This window comes from Sulfurifustis variabilis, from assembly GCF_002355415.1.
Lineage (GTDB): Bacteria > Pseudomonadota > Gammaproteobacteria > Acidiferrobacterales > Sulfurifustaceae > Sulfurifustis > Sulfurifustis variabilis.
In genome coordinates this window covers 1948708-1970190 of sequence record NZ_AP014936.1, presented here as the reverse complement: position 1 = coordinate 1970190, position 21483 = coordinate 1948708, and the positions used below count along the sequence as shown (strand labels likewise).

Genomic DNA, 21483 nt, shown 5'->3' with positions numbered 1-21483 from the left:
CCGGTACAATATCCTGAATCTGCGAGCAATACGTTTTGGCCACTCTCGAACTCACCTCCTTATATACCCAGCTCAAGGATCTGCAGCATCGCGCGCAGGTCCTTCGGGGGTATCTTTGACTTCGACGCCAAGCAGGAGCGCTTAGCGGAGGTCCGGGCCGAGCTGGAGCGCCCGGAAGTGTGGGCCGATCCGGCGCGGGCGCAGGCGCTCGGCCGTGAAAGGTCGAAGCTGGAGAAATCGTTGGGGGCGCTGCAGCGCCTCGGCGCCGAGCTCGGTCAGGCGCAGGAACTGCTCGACCTGGCGAGGGAGGAAAACGACCCCGAGGTCGTCCAGTCCGTAGGCGTCGATCTCGAACGGCTCGAGAAGCAGCTGGGCGAGCTGGAGTTCGCCCGGATGTTCTCCGGCGAGATGGATTCCCACAACGCCTTCCTCGATATCCAGGCCGGATCCGGGGGAACCGAGGCTCAGGACTGGGCGAACATGCTGCTGCGCATGTATCTCATGTGGGGCGAGCGCCATGGCTTCAAGACCGAGATCCTCGAGATCTCGGAGGGCGAAGTGGCGGGTATCAAGAGCGCCACGGTGCGCTTCACCGGTCCCTACGCCTACGGCTGGCTGCGCACGGAATCGGGCGTCCACCGCCTCGTGCGGAAGTCGCCCTTCGACGCCGGCAACCGCCGCCACACCTCGTTCGCCTCGGTGTTCGCTTATCCGGAAGTGGACGAGGACATCGACATCGACGTGAACCCGGCGGACCTTCGTGTCGACACCTACCGGGCGAGCGGTGCCGGCGGGCAGCACGTCAACCGGACGGATTCCGCCGTGCGTATCACGCACATGCCGAGCGGAATCGTCGTCCAGTGCCAGTCGGACCGCTCGCAGCACCGGAACCGCGCCGAAGCCATGAAGATGCTGAAGGCGCGCCTGTACGAGCTCGAGATGCAGAAGCGCAATACGGAACGGCAGAAACTCGAGAGCACCAAGACCGACATCGAGTGGGGGCACCAGATCCGCTCGTACGTCCTCGATCAATCGCGCGTCAAGGACCTGCGCACCGGGATCGAGTCCGGCAACCCGGAACCCATCCTGAACGGCGACCTCGACGAATTCATCGAGGCGAGCCTGAAGAGCGGACTGTGACCACTGACGAGAACAGGCAGCCGATGGCGGACGACACCTCCGAATCCAACGACCAGATCGCGCAGCGCCGCGCCAAGCTCGCGGAGCTGCGCGCGCGCGGAATCGCCTTTCCGAACGACTTCCGGCGTAACGTCGTCGCCGGCGAGCTGCATGCCGAGTACGGCGAAAAGGACGCGGCCGAGCTCGACGCGCGCAACGTGCGGGTGAAGATAGCCGGAAGGATGATGACGCGGCGCATCATGGGCAAGGCGGCGTTCTGTCATCTTCAGGACATGTCGGGTCGCATGCAGCTTTATCTGACGCGCGACACGCTCGGCGAGCGCTACGAGGAGTTCAAGAAGTGGGACATCGGCGATATCCTCGGTGCCGACGGCGTGCTCTTCAAGACGAAGACCGGCGAGCTCTCCGTAAAGGTCGATGATGTCCGGCTGCTCGTGAAGGCGCTGCGCCCGCTGCCCGAGAAATATCACGGCCTCGCGGACACGGAAACCAAGTACCGGCAGCGCTACCTGGACCTCATCATGAGCGAGGTGGCCCGCAAGACCTTCCGGATGCGTTCCGAGATTGTGCGCTACATCCGCCGCTTCCTGGACGGCCGCGGTTTCCTGGAGGTCGAAACGCCCATGATGCAGGCGATCCCCGGGGGCGCGACCGCGCGCCCGTTCATCACGCATCACCAGGCGCTCGACATGCAGCTCTTCCTCCGCATCGCGCCGGAGCTTTACCTCAAGCGTCTCGTGGTCGGAGGCTTCGAGAAGGTCTACGAGATCAACCGTAATTTTCGCAACGAAGGGTTGTCCACGCGTCACAACCCCGAGTTCACCATGCTGGAGTTCTACCAGGCCTACGCGGACTACCGCGACCTCATGAACCTCACGGAGGAGATGCTCCGCGGCCTGGCGGAACAGGTGCTCGGGACGACGCGGTTGACGTACCAGGGCGAAACGTACGACTTCAGCGCAAGGTTTCAGCGCCTGGCGCTCAAGGAGGCCGTGCTGAGGTTCAACCCCGATCTTCGCCCGGAGGACCTGGAGATCATCGATCGTGCGCGCGAGGTCGCACGACGATTCCAGATAGACCCGAAGCCGGGTTACGGCACCGGCAAGATTCAGTACGAGCTCTTCGAGAAGACCGTCGAGGACAAGCTCCGCGAGCCGACGTTCATCACCGGCTTTCCGACCGAGGTCTCGCCGCTCGCGCGTAAAAACGACGCCGACCCGACGATCACCGACCGCTTCGAGCTCTTCGTCGGCGGCCGCGAGATCGCGAACGGATTCTCGGAGCTCAACGACGCCGAAGACCAGGCCGAGCGTTTCCGCCGTCAGGTGCAGGAGAAGGAGGCGGGCGACGAGGAGGCCATGCACTTCGATGCGGATTACATCCGCGCCCTCGAGCACGGCATGCCGCCGACCGCGGGGGAGGGTATCGGCATCGACCGTTTGGTGATGCTCTTCACCGATTCCCCCTCCATCCGGGACGTCCTGCTCTTCCCCCACATGCGGCCGGAAGGCTGACGGTGAGCTGAAGCCTCGAATGCTGAATGTTGAATGTTGAATTAACGAAGCGCGCGCGGCGCGCACGACAATACAGCATTCAAAATTCAGCATTCAACATTGTCTTCCCGTGCTGATGTCCCAACCTGCCCGACCGCTCGCGATCTGCCTGATGGGGCCGACCGCCTCGGGAAAGAGCGCGATCGCGCTCGCCCTGCACGACGTGCTTCCGGTCGACATCGTGAGCGTCGATTCCTCCCAGATCTACCGCGGCATGGACATCGGCACGGCGAAGCCGACCGCCGAGGAACAGAAGCGCGCGCCGCACCGGCTGATCGACATCCGCGACCCGGCCGAGAGTTATTCCGCCGCCGATTTCCGGGAGGACGCGCTGCGTGAAATGGGGCGCATCGCGGCATCGGGCCGAATTCCGCTGCTCGTCGGCGGAACCATGTTTTATTTCAGGGCGCTCGAGTACGGACTGTCGGCGCTGCCTTCGGCCGACGCGGACGTCCGGCGCCGGATCAGCGAGGAGGCCGCCCGGAAGGGCTGGCCCAGCCTGCATGCCCGGCTGGCCGAAATCGATCCGGAGACCGCCGCACGCGTCCGCCCGAGCGATCCGCACCGGATCCAGCGGGCCCTCGAGATACACGCGGTGACCGGGCAGGCACCGAGCGCGTTGCGGCGTGCGGTACCCGAACGCGCGCCGTATCGCTTCGTGAAAATCGGGCTTTGGCCTGATCGGCGCGCGGCTTTGCACGCGCGGATGGCGCGCCGATTCGAAGCGATGCTGGAACGCGGACTTGTCGGAGAGGTCGAAGCTTTGTACCGGCGCGGAGATCTCGATCTGACGCGACCGTCGATGCGAACGGTGAGTTATCGTCAGGTGTGGCATTACTTGACTGGGTCGGTCGACTATAATCAAATGATACAGCAAGCGATTGCGGCAACCCGTCAGCTCGCAAAGCGTCAGATGACGTGGTTGCGTCGCTACCCGGATGTACGCTTCCTGGACTGCAGCGATGACCCGCCCATCGAGGCGGCGTTGGACAACGTCCGCCGCTTCACGTGCTGATGAACGAAGTCAGATATAATCGAAACCGGACTGCGGATCGGTCCGCCGAAAAACTAGAGGCCATCAGGCCGTACGACGATAAGAACAGGAGAACTGTCATGAGCCAACAAAAAGGGCAAGCCTTACAGGACCCTTTTCTGAACACCCTAAGGAAGGAGCACGTCCCGGTTTCGATCTTCCTGGTGAACGGTATCAAGCTCCAGGGCCAGATCGAGTCGTTCGATCAGTTCGTGGTGCTGCTGAAGAACTCGGTCAGCCAGATGATCTACAAGCATGCCATCTCCACGGTCGTGCCCAACCGACCGGTCAAGTTCCATTTCGAAAGCGTTGAATCCTCCGACAAGGGGTCCGGGAACGATTAACTCCCACGCCGCAGGCTCGGCGCCCCGCCCTCGCGAGCGGGCGCTGCTTGTGCACGTCCGCTTTCCGGGTGAGGAGACCGGCAACGCCGAGGAACTGAGGCTCCTCGCCGAGTCGGCGGGGGCGGAGGTGTGCGGGACCGTCTACGGACGCCGCGAACGGCCGGACGCCGCCAGCTTTGTCGGCAGCGGCAAGGCGCAGGAGATCCAGGAGGCGGTTGCCCGGGAGCATGCCGACCTCGTGCTGGTGAACCACACGTTGTCGCCCGCGCAGGAGCGCAACCTCGAAAAGGTCGTCGCCTGCCGGGTGCTCGATCGTACGGGGCTGATCCTCGACATCTTCGCGCAGCGTGCGCGGTCGCACGAGGGCAAGCTGCAGGTGGAGCTCGCCCAGCTCGAGCACCTCGCCACCCGGCTGGTGCGCGGGTGGTCGCACCTCGAACGTCAACGGGGCGGTATCGGGCTGCGCGGACCCGGCGAGACGCAGCTCGAGGTGGACCGCCGCCTGATCCGGGACCGCATCAAGAAGCTCAACGAACGCCTGGCGCAGCTCACCGTACAGCGGCGCAGTCGCCGGCGCGCGCGGCACAAGGTGCCGATCCCGACGGTGTCCATGGTCGGCTACACCAACGCGGGCAAGTCGTCGCTGTTCAATCGCCTCACCGGTGCCGGTGTCTACGCCGCCGACCAGCTCTTCGCCACGCTCGATCCCACGATGCGGCGGACCGAACTGCCGGGCAAGACCGCGGTCATCCTCGCCGATACCGTGGGATTCATCAGCCAGCTTCCGCACGACCTGGTCGAAGCCTTCAAGTCCACGCTCGAGGAGGTCGCCCAGGCCGACCTGCTGTTGCACGTCATCGACGTGGCGGACCCGGACAGGCAACAGCACATGGAACAGGTGGATCAGGTGCTCGGAGAGATCGATGCGCAGTCGGTGCCGCGCATTCTGGTGTACAACAAGATCGACCTCACCGGGCAGGCGGCCCGGGTCGAGCGGGACGCCGCCGGCCGGGTCAGCAAGGTCTGGGTCTCGGCCCGCACCGGCGACGGCGTGGATCTCCTGGTCGAGGCGATGGGCGAGCACTTTCGTCAGCGACGCCGGCCATGCGTCCTCAAGCTGCCGTCGTCGGCAGGACGACTGCGCGCCGCCCTCTACGAGCGCTATCACGTCGCCCGCGAGACCCCTCTCGAGAGCGGCGGGTGGCTCGTCGAGCTCGCCCTGGATCCCGAGCAGCTGGCGTGGGTCGTGCAGCAACCGGATTTTCGTGACGAGTTCGTGGTGGCGGATTCCCGGTGTATTCTTGCCCCCACTGGAAGCCTCTCCTAGAATGCCGCCTTTGTCTTCTCCAAGAGCGGTTATTTAACCCGGTACGGAGTGTAACGCGTGGCGTGGAACGTGCCCGGCGGTTCGGGCGGCGATAAAGACCCTTGGGGTCAGCGCAGGAAGCCCGGCCAGGCGCCGGACCTCGACCAGATCGTCCGCAATATCCAGCAGCGGCTGAGCGGTTTGTTCGGAGGTCGGCGCGGCGGTGGGGGAGGCGCGCGTGGCTTCGGCATCGGGCTGATCCTGCTCGTGATCGTCGGCGTGTGGCTGCTGTCCGGTATCTATATCGTCCAGCAGGGCGAGCGCGGGGTGGTGCTGCGCTTCGGGGAGAAGCACCGCGTCACCGATGCCGGGCTGCGCTGGCACTTCCCGTATCCGATCGAGTGGGTGGAGAAGGTGAACGTCGAGAAGGTCTCCACCATCGAGATCGGCTACCGCAGCAACCCGCGTACGGGCGGGAGGAGCAAGGTGCCCAAGGAGGCGCTGATGCTCACCGAGGACGAGAACATCATCGACGTCGAATTCGCCGTCCAATACAAGATCAAGGACGCGGGTGATTTTCTTTTCAACGTCCGCGACCCCGAGGTCACGATCGCGGCGGCCACCGAGTCCGCGGTGCGCGAAAGCGTCGGCAAGAGCACGCTCGACTTCGCGCTCACCGAGGGCCGCGAACAGCTCGCGCAAAATGCGCGCGAGCTCCTGCAGCAGATCCTCGATCGCTACGAATCGGGCATCGACATCCTGGCGGTCGAGACCCAGAGGGCGCAGCCGCCGGACGAGGTCAAGCCCGCGTTCGACGACGCGGTCAAGGCGCGTGAGGACGAGCAGCGCCTGAAGAACGAGGCCGAGGCCTACGCCAACGACGTGATTCCGCGTGCCCGCGGCGCCGCAGCGCGTCTGATCCAGGAGGCGGAAGGCTACAAGGCGAGCGTGATCGCGCGCGCCGAAGGCGACGCGCGCCGTTTCACCCAGATTGCGACGGAGTACGTCAAGGCGCCGGCGGTCACGCGCGAGCGACTCTACATCGAGACCATGGAACAGGTGTTGAGCAACAGCACGAAGGTGTTCGTCGATCAGAAGACCGGAAACCTGCTGTATCTTCCGATCGATCGGCTCGCCCCGCGAGGCGACGGCGCGACGGCGGCGATGCCCACCCCGCCGACGAGCGAGGCGGATTCGGGAGCGGCGGGCCGCGACGCGGCCGCTGCCCGCGGCCGCGCTGATGCACGTCGTCGGGGCGGAGGCTAGGCCATGACGCAGACCAAGCTCATCGCCATTGGCATCGTTGCGCTGCTGGCAATCGTCACGATGCTGTCGGCGTTCTACTCGGTCGACGAGCGTGAAAAGGTGATCGTGGTACGGTTCGGGCAAATCCTTCGCCACGACGACATGCCGGGCCTCCACATCAAGACTCCGTTCATCGACGATGCGCGTTATTTCGATTCACGCATCCTCACGATGGACGCCGATCCACAGCCGTTCCTCACACGCGAGAAGAAGTATGTCATCGTCGACTCGTTCGTGAAGTGGCGGGTGCTGGATGCGCGTCAGTACTACCTGACGGTCGGTGGCCAGGAGACCGAAGCGCGCCGTCGTCTCGAGCAGGTGGTCAACAGCGGCTTGCGTGACGAATTCGGCAAACGCGATGTCCAGAGTGTGATCTCCACCGAGCGCGGCAAAATCATGCAGGTCCTGACCGAGTACGCGGATCGCGAGGCGCGCCGCTTCGGCATCCACGTCCTTGACGTGCGGCTGCAGCGGGTCGACCTGCCGGACGAGGTGAGCCAGTCGGTTTTCCAGCGCATGAAGGCGGAGCGCTCGCGCATCGCGAACGAGCTCCGTGCGCAGGGCGAGGAGGCGGCCGAGAAGATCCGCGCGAACGCGGAGCGCCAGCGCGAGGTCCTTTTGGCCGACGCGTACCGGCAGGCCGAGCGCATCCGCGGCGAAGGCGACGGACGTGCGACCACGGTGTATGCCGAGTCCTTCGGCCGGTACCCGGAGTTTTTCGCGTACTACCGGAGCCTCAACGCGTACAAGGAAAGCTTCAAGAACAAAGACGACATCATGATCGTCGACCCAAGCTCGGACTTCTTCAAGTACATGAAGAAGCCGGCGCGCTAGCGCGCAGCGATGTGGCGGGACCTCGCCGCGGCCCTGGCGCTCATGCTCGTGCTCGAAGGTATCCTCCCGTTTCTCAATCCGTCCGGGCTGCGGCGTGCGCTCGCCCTGCTGGGCGACCTCAGCGACGTGCAACTGCGCATCGCCGGATTCTCCAGCATGCTGATCGGGTTACTGGCGTTGTACTGGGTAAGAGGCTGACGATGGCCAGGGACCGCTGGCTCCTGCCGGAAGGTATCGAGGAGACCCTCCCGGCCGAAGCGCGCCGGCTGGAAGCGCTGCGCCGCGCCGTGCTCGACCTGTTCGACCGCTGGGGCTACGAGCTCGTCATGCCGCCGCTCATCGAGTACCTGGAGGCGCTCCTCACCGGCGTCGGGCGCGAGATGGACCTGCAGACGTTCAAGCTCACGGACCAGCTCACGGGACGACTGATGGGCATCCGCGCCGATATGACGCCGCAGGCGGCGCGCATCGACGCGCATTACCTCAAGCGCGAAGGGGCGGTTCGGTTGTGCTATCTCGCCCCGGTGCTGCGCACGCGCCCGGAGAATCTCGCCGGGTCTCGGGAACCGCTGCAGCTCGGCGCGGAGCTCTTCGGGCATCATGGGCCGGAGAGCGACGCCGAAGTGATGGGCCTCATGCTGGCGACGCTCGCGCTCGCCGGCATACGCCGCCCGCACGTGGACCTCGCGCACGTGGGGGTCTTTCGCGGCCTCGCCGAGGCGGCGGGCCTGGACGGGGATCACCGGGACGAACTGCTCGATGCGCTGCAGCGCAAGGCGCGCAGCGAGGTGGAAAGCTCGCTCCGGTCGTGGTCCGTCCCCGCATCGCTGTCGGGGGCGATTCTCGGAATGCTGGAGCTCAATGGCGGCCCGGAGGTGCTGGAGCGGGCGAGAAAGGAGTACACACGGTACCCGCTTGCGCTGGAGGCGATCTCGGAACTCGAGGCGATCGCGCGCCGTGTGGCCGCGGAGTCGCCCGACGCCGAGCTCTGTTTCGATCTCGCCGAGCTCGGCGGGTACCATTACTACACGGGGGCCATGTTCTCGGCCTTTGTGCCTGGGCGGGGCCGGGCGATCGCCAAGGGGGGCCGTTACGACGGCATCGGCCGGGCCTTCGGTCGGGACCGGGCCGCCACGGGATTCGGCGCCGATCTGCGCGAGCTTGCGCGCGCGGGTGACGTGCGCGTGGAACCGCGCGGCGGCATTGCGGCGCCGGTCGACGAAGACGCACAGCTCGCGGAGGAGATAGCGAGTCTGCGCGCGGCCGGCGAGCGCGTCGTACGGAAGCTTCCGGGCGACGGCGCCACGCCGGCCGACCTCGGTTGCGATCGCGAGCTCGTACGTCGGAACGGGCGCTGGACCGTTACGAAATTATCCTGAAGCCGTCCGTCGTGCGGGTCGGCGGAGCCGCCGGGACCGCACGAAGCTGAATGCTGAGAGCACAACTATATGGCCAAGAACGTCGTCATTGTCGGTACCCAGTGGGGAGACGAAGGCAAGGGCAAGATCGTCGACCTGCTTACCGATCGCGCGCATGCGGTCGCGCGCTATCAGGGCGGCCACAACGCGGGACATACGCTGGTCATCGAGGGGAAGAAGACGGTGCTCCACCTGATCCCGTCGGGCATCCTGCGCGACCAGGTGATGTGCCTCATCGGCAACGGTGTGGTGCTCTCGCCGGCGGCGCTTTTCGAGGAGATCGGCGAGCTCGAGCGGAACGGCGTCGACGTCGCCGCGCGGCTCCGCGTGAGCGACGCCTGCCCTCTGATCATGCCGTACCACGTCGCCCTGGATCACGCGCGCGAACGCGCGCGCGGCAAGCAGGCGATCGGAACCACCGGCCGGGGCATCGGACCGGCCTACGAGGACAAGGTGTCGCGGCGGGGGCTGCGCGTCGGCGATCTCTTCGACGCGCGGGGCTTCGGCGAGAAGCTTGAAAAGGTAATGGACTACCACAACTTCGCGCTCGAGCATTACTTCAAGGCGGAGACCGTGGACTATCGGCGAACGCTCGACGAGGCGCTCGCGCAAGGCGAGCGGCTGCGTCCGCTCGTGGCCGACGTGCCCGAGCTGCTCGACGGCTACGCGCGTGCCGGTCGCCCGATCCTGTTCGAAGGCGCGCAGGGCACGTACCTCGACATCGATCACGGCACCTACCCATTCGTCACCTCCTCGAACACGTGTGCCGCCAACGCCGCGCTGGGAACCGGGGTCGGTCCGAACAAGCTCAACTACGTGCTCGGCATCACCAAGGCCTACACGACGCGCGTCGGCGCCGGACCGTTCCCGACCGAGCTGCACGACGAGGTCGGCGAGTTCCTGTCGAAGCGCGGCAACGAGTTCGGGGCCACCACCGGCAGGCGGCGGCGCTGCGGCTGGTTCGACGCGATCATCATGCGCCGCGCGGTGCAGCTGAACGGCATCGACGGCTTGTGCATCACCAAGCTCGACGTCCTCGACGGCCTCGAGACGGTGCGGCTGTGCATCGCCTACCGTTACGAGGGCGAAACGCGTAAGACCCCGCCGAGCGGCGCGGAAGCGCTCGCCAGATGCGAGCCGGTGTACGAGGAAATGCCGGGCTGGAAGGAGTCCACCCTGGGCGTGAAGCGGAAGGAGGGTCTCCCCGGGAACGCGCTGCGCTACCTTGCGCGCATCGAGGAGCTGACGGGCGCGCGCGTCGATATCATCTCAACCGGCGCCGAGCGCGACGAGACGATCATCCTGCATCACCCGTTTGATTGAGCCGGTGAACGGACACAGACAGGGACTGTCGCCGGCTGCTACTTGCGTGGTACTTATGTGTTGGTACCGAGGAGAGGACTTGAACCTCCACGGGTTTCCCCACTAGAACCTGAATCTAGCGCGTCTACCAATTCCGCCACCTCGGCACGGAACCGCGAAATTATACGGCACCCGGCAGGACGGCGCACTCTACTGAGACCTCTCATTCATGTCAACGCGCGACAAGTCACCTTCAAGCGATCCCATGGCCGAGCGCGAAGCCGGCCGCTACGAGTTTCCGGTGCCGAGCCGCGAGGCGGTGCTCGCGCTCCTGAGTGAGCGGGGCGAGCCACTTACCTTCGAGGCCATCGCGGAGGCGCTCGCGGTCGAGGGTGACCGCGATCGCGACGCCTTCGGCCGGCGGCTGCGCGCGATGGAGCGTGACGGACAGCTCCTGAAAAACCGGCGCGGCCTGTACGGGCTGCCGCAGAAGATGGACATGGTGCGCGGGCGCGTCACCGGACATCCGGACGGATTCGGTTTCCTGATACCCGAGGAGGGCGGCGAGGACCTGTTCCTGCCGCCGCGCGAGATGCGTGCGGTGATGCACGGCGACCGGGTACTCGCGCGCGTGACGGGAGTGGACCGGCGTGGCCGGCGCGAAGGTGCGGTCGTTGAGGTGATCGAACGGCTGCACAAGACAGTCGTCGGCCGCTATGTCGCGGCCGAGGGTCTCGGTTTCGTCGTCTCCGCCGACAAGCGCATCGCACACGAAATCGCGATTCCGCGCGGCGAGGAGGGCGGGGCGCGCGACGCGCAGATCGTCGTCGCCCAGATCGTGCAGCCGCCCACCCGGCGCACCGGGCCGGTCGGGCGCGTGGTGGAGGTCATCGGCGAGCACATGGCACCGGGCATGGAGATCGAAATCGCCATTCGTGCGCACGAAATCCCGCACGAATGGCCGCCTGAGGTGCTGGACGCCGCGGGTCGCTTCGCCGCGGAGGTGCCGAGCGAGGCATACGCCGGTCGCGAGGACCTCCGCGCCGTGCCGCTGGTGACGATCGACGGTGAGGATGCGCGGGACTTCGACGACGCGGTCTATTGCGAGCCGGACGGCAAGGGTTGGCGCCTGATCGTCGCCATCGCCGATGTCGCGCATTACGTGCACCCGGGCAGCGCGCTCGATCGCGAGGCCTACGAGCGCGGCAACTCGGTGTACTTCCCCAATCGCGTCATCCCGATGCTGCCGGAGGTGCTGTCCAATGTCCTCTGCTCCCTGAATCCGCGGGTCGATCGGCTGTGCATGGCCTGTGAGATGTTCATCACGAACCGCGGTGTGATTCGCGACTACCGCTTTTTCCAGGGGGTCATGCGCTCGGCGGCGCGGCTGACCTACACGAAGGTTGCGGACATGCTCGTCAAGCGCGACGCCGCGCTGCTGCGCGAGCACGCGCCGCTCGTTCCGCACCTCGAGCACCTCTACGCGCTCTACAAGGCGCTGCATGCCGCCCGTTTCAAGCGTGGCGCCGTGGATTTCGAGCTGCCGGAGACGAAGATCCTCTACGATTCGAAGCGCAAGATCGAGCGCATCGTGCCGCTGGAGCGCAACGACGCGCATCGTCTGATCGAGGAGTGCATGCTCGCGGCGAACGTCTGCGCGGCGGAGCTCCTCAAGAAGCACAGGATCGCGGCGCCTTATCGCATACACGAGGGCCCGACCTCCGACAAGCTCGCCGAGCTTCGCGAATTCCTGTTCGAGCTCGGGCTTTCGCTCGGCGGCGGCGACTCGCCCGAGCCGCAGCACTACGCCAAGCTCCTCGCCGGCCTGTCGAAGCGGCCGGACGCGCGGCTGGTGCAGACGGTGATGCTCCGGAGCCTGAGCCAGGCGATCTACAGCCCCGACAACATCGGACACTTCGCGCTCGGCTACCCGCACTACACGCACTTCACCTCGCCGATCCGGCGCTACCCGGACCTGCTCGTGCACCGGGCGATCAAGGACATCCTGCACCGCCGTCCGCACCCCGTCTCGCTCGAGCTCGCGCGCAAACAGGGGGAGCACTGCTCGCTGACCGAGCGGCGCGCCGACGAGGCGACCCGCGACGTGATCCGCTGGCTCAAGGCGGAGTTCATGATGGACCGCATCGGCGAGGAGTTCGAGGGCATCATCAGCGGCGTGACGAACTTCGGCGTCTTCGTTGAGCTGAGCGAGGTCTACGTCGATGGCCTGATACATATCACGGCGCTCGGGAACGATTACTACCACTTCGACGCGGCGAAGCACCGTCTCATCGGAGAGCGCACGCACAAGGTATACCGGCTCGGCGATCCGATACGGGTCAAGGTCGTACGGGTCGACCTCGACGAAGCGCGGATCGACTTCGAGCCGGCCGTCTCCGGGCCGGCGACGGGCGCGCGGGCGAACCTGCGCCGCGGACGTTCCCGAAGCGGCAAGACGTCGCGGCCGCGGCGTCGGCGGCGCTGAACGTGTCCGAGGACTTCATCGTCGGGCTGCACGCCGTGCTGACCGCGCTCAGGCAGCGGCCCGAACGGATATCCGGGGTGTGGGTCAACGAGGAGCGTATCGACAAGCGGGTCCAGGGGGTGCTCGACGCTGCCCGGGACGCGGGAGTGAAGTTTCACCGGGTGCCCCGCGCGAAGCTCGACGAGATGGCGCGCGGGCTGCGCCACCAGGGTGCGGTCGCTCGGGTGCGGCTCGCGCCCGCAGCGGGGGAGGCGGGGCTCGCGGCGTATGTCGCAGGTCTTCGAGGACCGGCGCTGATGCTCGTCCTGGACGGCGTCCAGGATCCGCACAACCTCGGCGCCTGCCTGCGCGTCGCGGATGCGGCGGGCTGCGCCGGGGTCGTCCTGCCCCGCGACCGTGCCGCTCCGGTCAGCGCGGTGGCGCGGCGCGCGGCCAGCGGGGCTGCCGAGAGCGTGAAGTTGTTCCAGGTCGTGAACCTCGCGCGCGCCATGCGCGATCTGCGAGAGGCCGGTTTTTGGCTCATCGGCGCCACCCAGGACGCGCCGGACGAGCTCTACGAGGTTGACCTGACGGGGCGGGTGGCCCTGGTTCTCGGGGGAGAAGGGCAGGGCTTGCGACGGCTCACGCGGGAACATTGCGATCGACTGATCCGGATCCCGATGGCCGGGGCCGTGGAGAGCCTGAACGTCTCGGTCGCCGCCGGTGTATGCCTGTACGAGGCCGTGCGACAGCGCCGTGACCCCCGCGACCCGGCGGCGTGACCTTGCCTGTCGCCCGTGCGGCGCTTAAAATGCCGCGCTCTTGGCCGCGGCCCGTCCGCGGCTGCTCCTTGCCTCACCGCGCCCTTCGGGTCGACGGGAGGCTTAACCCGAGGGGAGTCCAATGCGTCACTACGAAGTCGTGTTTCTGGTCCATCCCGACCAGAGCGAACAGGTGCCGGCGATGATCGACCGGTACCGTTCCATCATCGAGTCCAACCAGGGCCGCATCCACCGGCTCGAGGACTGGGGACGGCGCCAGCTCGCCTACCCCATCAACAAGATCCACAAGGCGCACTACGTGCTCATGAACATCGAGTGCGCGCTGGAAACCGTGCGCGAGCTCGAGTCGTCGTTCAAGTTCAACGACGCGGTGCTGCGCTCGCTCGTGATCAAGCGCAAGAACGCCGTGACCGCCCCTTCCCCGCTCGCCAAGGAGAAGGAGGAGGGCGCCAAGAGCGAGCGCCCCGAGGGCGCTCCGGCTTCCGAAGAGAGCACCGAACGCGTTGCCGAGACGGTGAAGGAGTAATTCATGTCACGCTATTTCCGCCGCAAGAAGTACTGCCGGTTCACCGCCGAGGGCATCGCCGAGGTCGACTACAAGGACCTGGCGATCCTCAAGACCTTCGTCACCGAGACCGGCCGGATCATTCCGGCGCGCAACACCGGGACCAAGGCCCGCTACCAGCGTCAGCTCGCGCGCGCCATCAAGTACGCGCGCTACCTCGCGCTGATGCCGTACTCGGACAGCCACTGAGGGAGGGCGCATGGAAGTCATTCTGCTGGAAAAAATGCGCAATCTCGGCGGCCTGGGCGACCAGGTGAAGGTCCGCCCCGGATTCGCGCGCAACTATCTCATCCCCTACGGCAAGGCGGTCCCCGCCACCGCCGAGAACAAGGCGAAGTTCGAAGCGCGCCGTGCCGAGCTCGAACGCGCCCAGGCCGACGCGCTGGAGAAGGCGCGCACCCGGGCCGAGAAGCTGAACGGCTACACGCTCCAGATCGTCCGTAAGGTCGCCGAAGACGGAACGATGTATGGTTCCGTCACGAATCGCGACATCGGCGAGGGGCTGGAGCAGGCGGGCTTCGAGGTCGAACGCTCGGAGATTGAGCTCCCGCAAGGGCCGCTCAAGACGATCGGCGATCACGAGGTGATGCTCGCACTGCACCCGGAAATCGAGACGAAAATCATCGTCTCGGTGATCGGAGAATCGTAACGGTACTATAATGATCCGCCGGCCCACGCAGGCCGGCGGACAACGAATAGCCGTCCAGGAGGAGGTGCGTTTGCCGAAGGGGATCCCTCATGGCGGTTGACGCGCTCAAGGTCCCGCCGCAGTCCATCGACGCCGAGCAGTCCGTGCTCGGCGGTCTGCTCCTCGACAACCAGCGCTGGGACGCCATCGCCGACAAGATTTCGGCCGATGACTTCTACCGGCGCGAGCATCGGGTGATCTTCAACGCCATCTCGGCCCTGTGCGGCGAGAGCAATCCGGCCGACGTGATCACCGTTTCCGAGCGCCTGGAGAGCCAGGGCGAGCTCGAAGCCGCCGGCGGGCTTGCCTACCTCGGTGCCCTCGCGAACAACACGCCGAGCGCCGCGAATATCGTGGCCTATGCCGCTATCGTGCGCGAGCGCTCGGTGCTTCGCAGCCTGGTGAACGCGGCGACCGAGATCAGCGAGCTTGCTTACAGCCCGGACGGGCGCACCGCCGGCGAGCTCCTCGACCTCGCGGAGAAGCGGATCTTCGACATCAGCGAGATGGGCGGGCGAGCGCGAACCGGCTACCAGCCCATCGCGTCGATTCTGAGCGCGACGGTCGACCGCATCGACCAGCTTTATCGCACGCAAGGGAGCGTCACCGGGGTCGCGACCGGCTTCACCGATCTCGACGAGAAGACCTCGGGCCTGCAGAACTCGGACCTGATCATCATCGCGGGCCGGCCCTCCATGGGCAAGACGACGCTGGCGATGAACATCGCCGAGAACGCCGCCGTCGGACACCGCGTGCCGGTCGCCGTTTTCAGCCTCGAAATGCCCGGGACCCAGCTCGCCATGCGCATGATGGCCTCGCTCGGGCGCATCAACTCGCATCGGGTGCGCACGGGCAAGCTCGACGACGAGGACTGGCCGCGACTCACTTCTGCGGTGAGCCTGCTCTCAGAGGCGCCGATCTTCATCGACGACACCCCCGGCATCACGCCCATGGAGCTCCGCGCCCGGGCGCGGCGCATCAAGCGCGAGCACGGTCTCGGGCTCATCATCGTGGACTACCTCCAGCTCATGCAGTCGACCGAGACGACCGAGAACCGCGCGACCGAGATCTCGCAGATCACCCGGGCGCTCAAGGGCCTGGCGAAGGAGCTCGACGTTCCGCTCATCGCCATGTCGCAGCTCAATCGCAGTCTCGAGAACCGCACGGACAAGCGCCCGGTCATGTCGGATCTGCGCGAGTCGGGCGCGATCGAGCAGGACGCCGACGTGATCCTGTTCATCTACCGCGACGAGGTCTACAACGAGGACAGCCCGGCCAAGGGCACTGCCGAGGTCATCATCGCCAAGCAGCGCAACGGCCCGATCGGCAAGGTGACCCTCACCTTCCTCGGCGAGTACACCAAGTTCGAGAACTACATCAGCGGCGGATTCGAACGGGACTACGCATGACCCGACCGGCGCGCGCCTTCCTCGACGCCCGGGCGCTCAAGCACAACCTCGAGCGGGCGCGCCAAAGCGCGCCCGGCGCCCGGATCATGGCCGTGGTCAAGGCGAATGCCTACGGCCACGGGCTGAAATGGGTGGCGCATACCCTCTCCGAGGCCGTCGACGCCTTCGGCGTCTCCTGTGCGGAGGAGGGCATCGTGCTGCGCGAGGCGGGCATCGAGCACCCGATCTGCCTGTTCGAGGGCTTCTTCGGCGCCGATGAGCTGCCGCTCCTCGCGCACTACCGGCTCCAGCCGGCGATCCACCACGAACACCAGCTCCAGATCCTCGAGGCGACGACCGGGCTCCCGCCGCTCCCCGTGTGGCTGAAAGTGGACACGGGTATGCACCGTCTGGGTTTTTCGCCAGACGAGGTGCCCGAAACGCTCGTCCGGCTGAAGACCTGTCCCGCGGTTTCGGAAGTGCGGCTGATGTCGCATCTCGCCAACGCGGACAACAAGTTCGACGGCACCACGCAGGACCAGATCGACCGCTTCCTCAAGCTCGTCGACGGGCTCGGCCTCGAAAAGAGCATCGCCAACTCGGCCGGCATACTGGCATGGCCCGCCGGCCACCTCGACTGGGTGCGCCCGGGCATCATGCTCTACGGCGCTTCCCCGCTCATGGGTTTCCGCGCCGATGAGCTCGATCTCCGGCCGGTGATGACGCTTGCGACCGAGCTGATCTCGATCAGCGTGCGCCGGAAAGGAGAGGCGGTGGGGTACGGCGGGGACTGGCGTTGCCCGGAGACGATGCCCGTGGGCGTGGCGGCAATCGGGTACGGGGACGGCTATCCGCGTCACGCGCCGCCTGCGACCCCCGTGCTGCTCAACGGCAGGCGCGTCCCGCTGATCGGGCGCGTGTCGATGGACATGATCACGCTCGATTTACGCACCCAGCCGCAGGCCCGGATCGGGGACCCGGTCGTGCTGTGGGGCCCGGGACTGCCGGTCGAGGAAGTGGCAGGGGGCGCCGGTACGATCGGCTACGAGCTGTTGTGCCACGTCGCCAAGCGCATCCCGCGGATCGAGCTCGTCGACGAGGGCGCGCCTGCCGCAGCCCACGCGGCCGATCCCGCGGCACAGCGGCGCTGACCGTCGGCCCCATGGCTCGCGAAAAGTCGGTTTACGTCTGCAATGAGTGCGGGGCACAGAGTCCGAAGTGGGTCGGTCAGTGCCCGTCCTGCACGGCCTGGAATACGCTCACCGAAACGGTCGTCGCACCGGCACGCGGCGTCCGGCTCGTGGCCGGCGCATCGCCCTCGCCGCATTCCCTGTCCGAGATCGAGCCGGAACGCATCGCGCGCCTGCAGACGGGCATCGGCGAGCTCGATCGGGTGCTCGGCGGGGGCCTCGTTGCCGGCTCCGTCGTGCTGCTCGGCGGGGATCCGGGCATCGGAAAGTCCACCCTCCTGATCCAGGCGCTCGCACGGATAGGACGTGGCGCCCGCGTGCTGTACGTCAGCGGCGAGGAATCGGCGGACCAGATTGCGCTCCGCGCCCGACGCCTGGGCGTGATCGGCGCGGGAGCGCAGACCCCGGCCGAGCAGGTGCAACTCCTGACGGAGAACCGGATCGAGGCCGTCCTCGCCTGCGCCCGGGCCGAGCACCCGCAGGTGATCGTGCTCGACTCCATTCAGACGGCCTACACCGAGGCGCTTCAGTCCGCGCCGGGGAGCGTCGCCCAGGTGCGCGAATCCGCCGCGCAGCTCGTGCGTCACGCGAAGAGCACCGGGACCGCGCTCTTCCTCGTGGGGCACGTCACGAAGGAAGGGACGCTCGCGGGACCGCGCGTGCTGGAGCACATGGTGGACGCCGTGCTCTACTTCGAAGGCGACACCGGGAGCCCGTTCCGGATCGTGCGGGCGATCAAGAACCGCTTCGGCGCGGTCAACGAGATCGGCGTCTTCGTCATGACCGACGGCGGTCTCCGCGAGGTCGGCAACCCGTCGGCCATGTTCCTGAGCCGCCAGGCCGACGCCGTCGCCGGGAGCGTGGTGCTCGCCACCCAGGAGGGTACCCGGCCCCTGCTCGTCGAGGTGCAGGCGCTCGTCGACGAGAGTCATCTCGCGAACCCGCGGCGCGTGTGCGTCGGGCTGGACGGCAACCGGCTCGCCATGCTGCTCGCGGTGCTGCACCGCCACGGCGGCATCGCCACGTACGATCAGGACGTCTTCGTCAACGTGGTCGGAGGCGTGCGCGTGCACGAAACGGCCGCGGATCTCGCCATCGTCCTCGCGACCTGTTCGAGTCTGCGCAACCGGCCGGTCGGGGGGGATCTGGTCGTGTTCGGGGAGGTCGGTCTGGCGGGCGAGGTCCGTCCGGTGGCACGCGGTCAGGAGCGCGTGCGCGAGGCGGCCAAGCTCGGCTTCAAACGGGTCCTGCTCCCGGCTGCGAATCTGCCCAAGAAGCCCGATTCGGACATCGAGCTCATCGGGGTGCGCCGGCTCGAGCAGGCGCTGGAGCTCCTGCGGTAGCGCCGGCGGGCGGACGCTCTACTTCAGGTAGAACTGCAGGCGTGTACCGGCGACCTCGATGATATCGCCGTTGCGCAGCTTCGCGCCCGTGTCGCCTATCGTGCGGCCGTTGAGTTTCGGCTTCTCGGCATCGCCGGCCCCGGCCAGCTTGTAACCCCCCTCGGTCTGGGTGATCGTGCCGGCGTGACGACCCGTCTTGCCCAGATTGGTGACGGTCTTGGTCAGTTCGATCCGCTTGCCGCTGTTGACGCCGTTCAGTACGAACAGGGCTGCCTGACGTTCGGTTGCGGCCGACCTGGCCGTCGCCGCGGTCGATGGACCCGGGGGTGGGGTGATCACCACGGTCTTCGCATAATCGCCGCCCTCCGGTGCCGCTTCGGCGGCGCGAGCGTACTCGTTGAGGTACACGAGCGCGTGCTTCCCGATAGTGATGGTGTCGCCGTTGCGCAGGTGATGCTTGGTCACGCGCTTGTTGTTGATGAACGTCCCGTTGGTGCTGTTCATGTCCTGAATGAACGAATCCTCCCCGATGGTAAAGATGTTCGCGTGCTCGCCGCTCACCGCGAGGTTGTCGAGGAAGATGTCGCAACCCGGCTTGCGGCCGACCTTCATGTCGCCCTGCCGGAGCTCGACGTGGTCGACCACGTCGTCGTTGTACTTGATGATGAGCTTGGCCATCCGAAGGTGATCCCCCACCGGGATTATAGTTAGATTTCGTGCAGCTCGGTCTCGCCGCTCGGGTCGTCTACCCGTGCGAGGATGACGGAGATGTTGTCCGGGCCGCCGTGCTCGTTCGCGCGCTCGACCATCCGGCGCGCGGCCGCGTCGAGATCGTCGCGATGCTGGTCCAGGATGCCGGCAATCTCGTCATCCGCGAGCACGTCGTTGAGGCCGTCGGAGCAAAGCAGGTAGACGTCGCCGGCGCTGAGCCGGCGTTCACTGATGTCCGGGACCACGCCCGGCTCGACGCCCAGTGCGCGGGTAACCAGGTTCTTCGCGACGGACTGGCGCGCCTCTTCCGGTGTGAAGAGGCCCCGGTTGACCAGCTCCTGGATGACCGAGTGATCCTGCGTGAGCTGTTCGAGGCGGCCGTCGTGCAACCGGTAAAGCCGCGAGTCGCCGACGTGGCCGACATAGAGCTTCTGGGCCGAGAAGAGCACGACGACGATCGTCGACCCCATGCCCTGGCACTCGGGACGCTCCTGGGCGGCGTCGTAGATGGCGTTGTTGGCGAGGCGTATGGCCTCGCTCACGACGGGTTCCGCGACCGCGTCGCCGTTTCCCGGCGGGAGGTTTTCGGCCAGATGGCGCGCCACGATATCCACGGCCATGCGGCTCGCCACTTCGCCCGCCCGGTGGCCGCCCATGCCGTCGGCGAGCACCGCGAAACCGAGTTCGGGGCGCGTGGCGATCGCGTCCTCGTTGCCCTCTCGCATCCGGCCGCGATCCGACAGCCCTGTCATGATGACGTGGGTCATGCTGCCCCGGGGCTGCCGGACGAGGAAGGGCGGTTGGCGCGAGCCGACGGAAAAGCGCTCGGGATGGTTCCGGCAGGTGTGAATCGCATCAGGTGTTTCCGGCCTCCTAGCGAAGTATAGCGTCCGAAAACAGGCCCCAATGCCCGGGCGGTCGCTTCAGAAACAACCGTCAGGATAATCGATAAGGCTATGAAGCTTAAAGAAGAAGTTTAGCCAAGAGTGAACGGTAGAGCAGCGCGAGTCGGGCGGGATCCCCGACAGCCACACACTCGTCGATTTTATGGATAGTCGCGTTCACCGGACCGAGCTCGATCACCTCCGCGCCGGTGGGTGCGATGAACCGCCCGTCCGACGTTCCTCCCGTCGTGGACAGTTCGGTTTCGATCCCGAGAACCTCGCTGACGGCGGCCCGTGCCGTCTGGACCAACCGCCCCCGGGGGGTCAGGTAAGGCTGCCCGGAGAGGGTCCACGCGATCTCGTAGTCAACTCCATGGCGATCCAGCGTCTCCTCGACCCGGCGGCGGAGCAGGGCGTCCGTCACGGCGGTCGAGAAGCGGAAGTTGAAATCGAGCTCGAGTCTCCCGGGGATCACGTTCTCGGCGCCGGTGCCCGCTCGCACGTTCGATGCCTGGAAGCTCGTCGCCGGAAAGTCCGCGTTGCCGCGGTCCCACTCGGTCGCGACCAGCTCGGCCAGGGCAGGGGCGAGCGCGTGTATCGGGTTCGAGGCCAGATGCGGGTAGGCCACATGGCCCTGGATGCCGTTCACCACCAGCCGGCCGCTCAAGGAACCGCGCCGGCCGTTCTTGATCGTGTCGCCGAGAGTCCGTGCCGACGTCGGTTCGCCGACGACGCAGTAGTCGATGAGGACGCCATGCTCGGTCAACCACTCCACGACCCTGCGAGTGCCATCGACGGCAGGACCTTCCTCATCGGAGGTGAGGAGGACGCCGATCGATCCGCGGTGTCCCGAAGCCTGCGCCACGATGTCTTCAATCGCCGTGACGAAGGCCGCGATCGAGCTCTTCATGTCGGCCGCACCGCGTCCGTACAGCCGGCCGTCGCGTACGACCGGCTCGAAAGGATCCGAGGTCCAGGTCTCCAGGGGGCCGGGAGGCACCACGTCGGTGTGTCCGGCGAAGACGACCAACGGCGAAGCGGTGCCGCGGCGCGCCCAGACGTTTTCCACGTCCCCGAATCGAAGGTGCTCGATGGCGAAGCCCGATCGCGCGAGTCGCTTCGCGATGAGTTCCTGGCAACCGGCGTCGTGCGGGGTGACCGACGGCCGCCGGATGAGATCCATCGCCAACTCGAGAGTTCGATCCATGTGGGCAGGGTTGGCCTGGTGACGGG

General features: G+C 66.6%; 21 protein-coding genes and 1 tRNA gene. 18 read left to right on the top strand and 4 right to left on the bottom strand.

All coding sequences use genetic code 11. From position 1 onward, the window contains the following. Nucleotides 1–35 precede the first annotated feature (35 nt). From prfB to SVA_RS09400, 10 genes are all read left to right on the top strand, one after another. Nucleotides 36–1140, top strand: a protein-coding gene (prfB, locus tag SVA_RS09445; RefSeq protein ID WP_148665429.1) for a peptide chain release factor 2 whose coding sequence is annotated in 2 segments (ribosomal slippage) — nucleotides 36–116 and nucleotides 118–1140 — 1104 coding nt in all. Because the reading frame shifts where the segments join, the coding sequence is not laid out codon by codon here. 23 nt (nucleotides 1141–1163) lie between these two features. Then, nucleotides 1164–2654: a lysine--tRNA ligase gene (gene lysS, locus SVA_RS09440; RefSeq protein WP_096460986.1), complete on the top strand. Its 1491-nt coding sequence runs from the start codon at nucleotides 1164–1166 to the stop codon at nucleotides 2652–2654. 115 nt (nucleotides 2655–2769) lie between these two features. Beyond that, a complete protein-coding gene (gene miaA / locus SVA_RS09435; protein WP_096460985.1) occupies nucleotides 2770–3708 on the top strand; it encodes a tRNA (adenosine(37)-N6)-dimethylallyltransferase MiaA in 939 nt (312 codons plus the stop codon). Between the two features lie 98 nt (nucleotides 3709–3806). After that, the gene (gene hfq / locus SVA_RS09430; RefSeq protein ID WP_096462898.1) at nucleotides 3807–4070 is read left to right on the top strand and encodes an RNA chaperone Hfq; all 264 of its coding nucleotides are present in this window, start codon (nucleotides 3807–3809) and stop codon (nucleotides 4068–4070) included. Nucleotides 4071–4119: 49 nt separating this feature from the next. Continuing rightward, a complete protein-coding gene (gene hflX, locus SVA_RS09425; protein WP_231971881.1) occupies nucleotides 4120–5397 on the top strand; it encodes a ribosome rescue GTPase HflX in 1278 nt (425 codons plus the stop codon). A gap of 57 nt (nucleotides 5398–5454) precedes the next feature. Continuing rightward, a complete protein-coding gene (gene hflK, locus SVA_RS09420) occupies nucleotides 5455–6642 on the top strand; it encodes an FtsH protease activity modulator HflK (protein WP_197703445.1) in 1188 nt (395 codons plus the stop codon). Between the two features lie 3 nt (nucleotides 6643–6645). Next, complete coding sequence (gene hflC, locus SVA_RS09415) at nucleotides 6646–7515, top strand: protease modulator HflC (protein ID WP_096460983.1); 870 nt, start codon at nucleotides 6646–6648, stop codon at nucleotides 7513–7515. 9 nt (nucleotides 7516–7524) lie between these two features. Beyond that, a complete protein-coding gene (locus SVA_RS09410; RefSeq protein WP_096460982.1) occupies nucleotides 7525–7713 on the top strand; it encodes a DUF2065 domain-containing protein in 189 nt (62 codons plus the stop codon). Nucleotides 7714–7715: 2 nt separating this feature from the next. Further along, complete coding sequence (locus SVA_RS09405; RefSeq protein ID WP_096460981.1) at nucleotides 7716–8894, top strand: ATP phosphoribosyltransferase regulatory subunit; 1179 nt, start codon at nucleotides 7716–7718, stop codon at nucleotides 8892–8894. Between the two features lie 69 nt (nucleotides 8895–8963). After that, nucleotides 8964–10256: an adenylosuccinate synthase gene (locus SVA_RS09400; RefSeq protein ID WP_096460980.1), complete on the top strand. Its 1293-nt coding sequence runs from the start codon at nucleotides 8964–8966 to the stop codon at nucleotides 10254–10256. A gap of 61 nt (nucleotides 10257–10317) precedes the next feature. Here SVA_RS09400 and SVA_RS09395 read toward each other — a convergent pair. Continuing rightward, nucleotides 10318–10402: transfer RNA gene (locus SVA_RS09395), tRNA-Leu, on the bottom strand. Between the two features lie 98 nt (nucleotides 10403–10500). On the opposite strand from SVA_RS09395, the gene rnr reads away from it, so the two are divergent. The 8 genes from rnr to radA all read left to right on the top strand — a co-directional run bounded on the left by rnr (nucleotide 10501) and on the right by radA (nucleotide 18655). Beyond that, nucleotides 10501–12720: a ribonuclease R gene (gene rnr, locus SVA_RS09390; RefSeq protein WP_197703444.1), complete on the top strand. Its 2220-nt coding sequence runs from the start codon at nucleotides 10501–10503 to the stop codon at nucleotides 12718–12720. Nucleotides 12721–12722: 2 nt separating this feature from the next. Continuing rightward, on the top strand, nucleotides 12723–13481 hold the full coding sequence (rlmB, locus tag SVA_RS09385; RefSeq protein WP_096460978.1) for a 23S rRNA (guanosine(2251)-2'-O)-methyltransferase RlmB: 759 nt from the start codon (nucleotides 12723–12725) through the stop codon (nucleotides 13479–13481). Nucleotides 13482–13602: 121 nt separating this feature from the next. After that, nucleotides 13603–14007 (top strand): 30S ribosomal protein S6, encoded by a 405-nt coding sequence (gene rpsF, locus SVA_RS09380; protein ID WP_096460977.1) that lies wholly within the window; start codon nucleotides 13603–13605, stop codon nucleotides 14005–14007. Nucleotides 14008–14010: 3 nt separating this feature from the next. After that, the gene (rpsR, locus tag SVA_RS09375) at nucleotides 14011–14235 is read left to right on the top strand and encodes a 30S ribosomal protein S18 (RefSeq protein ID WP_096460976.1); all 225 of its coding nucleotides are present in this window, start codon (nucleotides 14011–14013) and stop codon (nucleotides 14233–14235) included. Between the two features lie 10 nt (nucleotides 14236–14245). Continuing rightward, nucleotides 14246–14695: a 50S ribosomal protein L9 gene (rplI, locus tag SVA_RS09370; protein WP_096460975.1), complete on the top strand. Its 450-nt coding sequence runs from the start codon at nucleotides 14246–14248 to the stop codon at nucleotides 14693–14695. An 89-nt stretch (nucleotides 14696–14784) separates the two neighbouring features. Next, nucleotides 14785–16143 (top strand): replicative DNA helicase, encoded by a 1359-nt coding sequence (gene dnaB / locus SVA_RS09365; protein ID WP_096460974.1) that lies wholly within the window; start codon nucleotides 14785–14787, stop codon nucleotides 16141–16143. Then, on the top strand, nucleotides 16140–17273 hold the full coding sequence (alr, locus tag SVA_RS09360; RefSeq protein ID WP_096460973.1) for an alanine racemase: 1134 nt from the start codon (nucleotides 16140–16142) through the stop codon (nucleotides 17271–17273). The genes dnaB and alr overlap by 4 nt, the downstream gene beginning before the upstream one ends. 11 nt (nucleotides 17274–17284) lie before the next feature. Next, nucleotides 17285–18655: a DNA repair protein RadA gene (gene radA, locus SVA_RS09355; RefSeq protein ID WP_096460972.1), complete on the top strand. Its 1371-nt coding sequence runs from the start codon at nucleotides 17285–17287 to the stop codon at nucleotides 18653–18655. An 18-nt stretch (nucleotides 18656–18673) separates the two neighbouring features. Here the strand turns inward: radA and SVA_RS09350 are convergent, their stop codons facing one another. The 3 genes from SVA_RS09350 to dapE form a co-directional block, all read right to left on the bottom strand. Next, nucleotides 18674–19333: an FHA domain-containing protein gene (locus SVA_RS09350; RefSeq protein WP_096460971.1), complete on the bottom strand. Its 660-nt coding sequence runs from the start codon at nucleotides 19331–19333 to the stop codon at nucleotides 18674–18676. Nucleotides 19334–19362: 29 nt separating this feature from the next. Continuing rightward, the gene (locus tag SVA_RS09345) at nucleotides 19363–20133 is read right to left on the bottom strand and encodes a Stp1/IreP family PP2C-type Ser/Thr phosphatase (protein WP_096460970.1); all 771 of its coding nucleotides are present in this window, start codon (nucleotides 20131–20133) and stop codon (nucleotides 19363–19365) included. 196 nt (nucleotides 20134–20329) lie between these two features. Beyond that, nucleotides 20330–21457: a succinyl-diaminopimelate desuccinylase gene (dapE, locus tag SVA_RS09340; RefSeq protein ID WP_096460969.1), complete on the bottom strand. Its 1128-nt coding sequence runs from the start codon at nucleotides 21455–21457 to the stop codon at nucleotides 20330–20332. Nucleotides 21458–21483: the final 26 nt, after the last annotated feature.

Excerpts from the sequence above, each read along its gene's own strand:
- lysS (WP_096460986.1), top strand. The coding sequence starts at position 1,164 with ATGGCGGACGACACCTCCGAATCCAACGACCAGATCGCGCAGCGCCGC.
- miaA (WP_096460985.1), top strand. The coding sequence starts at position 2,770 with ATGTCCCAACCTGCCCGACCGCTCGCGATCTGCCTGATGGGGCCGACC.
- hfq (WP_096462898.1), top strand. The coding sequence starts at position 3,807 with ATGAGCCAACAAAAAGGGCAAGCCTTACAGGACCCTTTTCTGAACACC.
- hflC (WP_096460983.1), top strand. The coding sequence starts at position 6,646 with ATGACGCAGACCAAGCTCATCGCCATTGGCATCGTTGCGCTGCTGGCA.
- SVA_RS09410 (WP_096460982.1), top strand. The coding sequence starts at position 7,525 with ATGTGGCGGGACCTCGCCGCGGCCCTGGCGCTCATGCTCGTGCTCGAA.
- SVA_RS09405 (WP_096460981.1), top strand. The coding sequence starts at position 7,716 with ATGGCCAGGGACCGCTGGCTCCTGCCGGAAGGTATCGAGGAGACCCTC.
- SVA_RS09400 (WP_096460980.1), top strand. The coding sequence starts at position 8,964 with ATGGCCAAGAACGTCGTCATTGTCGGTACCCAGTGGGGAGACGAAGGC.
- rnr (WP_197703444.1), top strand. The coding sequence starts at position 10,501 with ATGGCCGAGCGCGAAGCCGGCCGCTACGAGTTTCCGGTGCCGAGCCGC.
- rpsF (WP_096460977.1), top strand. The coding sequence starts at position 13,603 with ATGCGTCACTACGAAGTCGTGTTTCTGGTCCATCCCGACCAGAGCGAA.
- rpsR (WP_096460976.1), top strand. The coding sequence starts at position 14,011 with ATGTCACGCTATTTCCGCCGCAAGAAGTACTGCCGGTTCACCGCCGAG.
- rplI (WP_096460975.1), top strand. The coding sequence starts at position 14,246 with ATGGAAGTCATTCTGCTGGAAAAAATGCGCAATCTCGGCGGCCTGGGC.
- dnaB (WP_096460974.1), top strand. The coding sequence starts at position 14,785 with ATGGCGGTTGACGCGCTCAAGGTCCCGCCGCAGTCCATCGACGCCGAG.
- alr (WP_096460973.1), top strand. The coding sequence starts at position 16,140 with ATGACCCGACCGGCGCGCGCCTTCCTCGACGCCCGGGCGCTCAAGCAC.
- radA (WP_096460972.1), top strand. The coding sequence starts at position 17,285 with ATGGCTCGCGAAAAGTCGGTTTACGTCTGCAATGAGTGCGGGGCACAG.
- SVA_RS09350 (WP_096460971.1), bottom strand. The coding sequence starts at position 19,333 with ATGGCCAAGCTCATCATCAAGTACAACGACGACGTGGTCGACCACGTC.
- SVA_RS09345 (WP_096460970.1), bottom strand. The coding sequence starts at position 20,133 with ATGACCCACGTCATCATGACAGGGCTGTCGGATCGCGGCCGGATGCGA.
- dapE (WP_096460969.1), bottom strand. The coding sequence starts at position 21,457 with ATGGATCGAACTCTCGAGTTGGCGATGGATCTCATCCGGCGGCCGTCG.